The organism is Photobacterium sp. MCCC 1A19761 (genome assembly GCF_037389125.1).
Classification (GTDB): domain Bacteria; phylum Pseudomonadota; class Gammaproteobacteria; order Enterobacterales; family Vibrionaceae; genus Photobacterium.
In genome coordinates, this window is sequence record NZ_JAZGTF010000057.1 from 1 (window position 1) to 2,184 (window position 2,184).

Below are 2,184 nucleotides of genomic sequence, written 5' to 3' on the forward strand. Positions count from 1 at the left end.
TCGCAGTTTCACCCGCCTTCAGGCTGGCCTTGTCACTGGCAATCGTCACGCTCGGCAGCGCGGTATCCAGATTAATACTCAACTGGGTGGCGGCGGTGTTGTTGTTGCCCGCCGCGTCGGTGAAGACGCCCGCGTTAATGTCCAGCGTCGCATTGGTTTCGCTATCTGCGCTCGGGGTGAAGGTGGCGGTATAACTCGTGCCGCTATTGGCTGTGAAGCCTGACAGGCTGCCGCCCGTCACCGTGATATCACTATCGTTGAAGTTACTGCTCGCTTCGCTCAGCTCGATGGTGATGGTGGCGGTTTCACCCGCTTTCAGCGCGGTATCCGAGGCACTGAAGGTGGTCACTGTCGGCTGAGCCTTATCCAGCGAGGCCGTGTCCAAGACAGGCGTCGCCGCATTGCCCGCATCATCAGTCACCGTCACCGACAGGGTCAGGGTGCCATCATTCAGGCCGCTGATATCACCGAGACTCACGGTTTCACTGATGCCGGAGATTTCACCGGACCCGGTCACATCCGCGCCGCCGTTATTGCTGCTCAGAACGTAGCTATAGTTGGCACCGATTTCCGCACCGCTGAAGGTGAAACTGGCCGACCCTGCTTCCGAGCCGTTATAGCTGGTGTCATTCAGCGCCACGCTGTGGCCGCTCGGCACTGTGGTATCCAGCGCACTGTTCGCCGTGACTTCCGATGCCGCATTGCCTGCGGTGTCGGTCAGTACCACTGACAGCGTCAGCTCACCGTCGTTTAAATTGCTCAGGTCGATACCGCTGACCTGATGAGTCGCCGACGCGGTGGTGCCGCTACCGCTGACGGTCCCGCCGCCATTGCTACTGATGGTGTAGCTGAAGGCAGCATTGGTTTCCGCGCCGCGGAAGCTGAACGAGGCGCTGCCTTTCTCGGCGTCGCTATACAGCGTATCGCCAAAGGCGACGCTGTGGCCACTCGGTTTCTGGGTGTCGACATTGATGCTGAGCTGGGTTGCCGCGGCGTTGCTATTGCCTGCCGCATCGGTGAAGACGCCCGCGTTGATATCCAGCGTCGCATTGGTTTCGCTATCGGCGCTCGGGGTGAAGGTCGCGGTATAGTTTGTGCCGCTATTGGCTGTGAAGCCTGACAGGCTGCCGCCCGTCACTGTGATACCACCGGCGTTGAAGTCACTGCTCGCTTCGCTCAGCTCAATGGTGATGGTGGCGGTTTCACCCGCTTTCAGCGCGGTATCCGAGGCACTGAAGGTGGTCACTGTCGGCTGAGCCTTATCCAGCGAGGCCGTGTCCAAGACAGGCGTCGCCGCATTGCCCGCGTCGTCGGTCACTGTTACCGACAGCGTTAGGTCACCGTCATTCAGGCCGCTGATATCACCGAGACTCACGGTCTCACTGATGCCGGAGATTTCACCGGACCCGGTCACATCCGCGCCGCCGTTACTGCTGCTCAGAACGTAGCTATAGTTGGCACCGATTTCCGCGCCGCTGAAGGTGAAACTGGCCGACCCGGCTTCCGAGCCGTTATAGCTGGTGTCATTCAGCGCCACGCTGTGGCCGCTCGGCACTGTGGTATCCAGCGCACTGTTCGCCGTGACTTCCGATGCCGCATTGCCTGCGGTGTCGGTCAGTACCACTGACAGCGTCAGCTCACCGTCGTTTAAATTGCTCAGGTCGATACCGCTGACCTGATGAGTCGCCGACGCGGTGGTGCCGCTACCGCTGACGGTCCCGCCGCCATTGCTACTGATGGTGTAGCTGAAGGCAGCATTGGTTTCCGCGCCGCGGAAGCTGAACGAGGCGCTGCCTTTCTCGGCGTCGCTATACAGCGTATCGCCAAAGGCGACGCTGTGGCCACTCGGTTTCTGGGTGTCGACATTGATGCTGAGCTGGGTTGCCGCGGCGTTGCTATTGCCTGCCGCATCGGTGAAGACGCCCGCGTTGATATCCAGCGTCGCATTGGTTTCGCTATCGGCGCTCGGGGTGAAGGTCGCGGTATAGTTTGTGCCGCTATTGGCTGTGAAGCCTGACAGGCTGCCGCCCGTCACTGTGATACCACCGGCGTTGAAGTCACTGCTCGCTTCGCTCAGCTCAATGGTGATGGTGGCGGTTTCACCCGCTTTCAGCGCGGTATCCGAGGCACTGAAGGTGGTCACTGTCGGCTGAGCCTTATCCAGCGAGGCCGTGTCCAAGACAG

The 2,184-nt window shown here is 60.5% G+C and carries 1 protein-coding gene; it reads right to left on the reverse strand.

The genetic code is table 11. The features are described 5' to 3' along the window. The coding region (locus VV869_RS24295; protein ID WP_337737529.1) for an Ig-like domain-containing protein at positions 1-2,184 on the reverse strand (2,184 nt) is incomplete at both ends.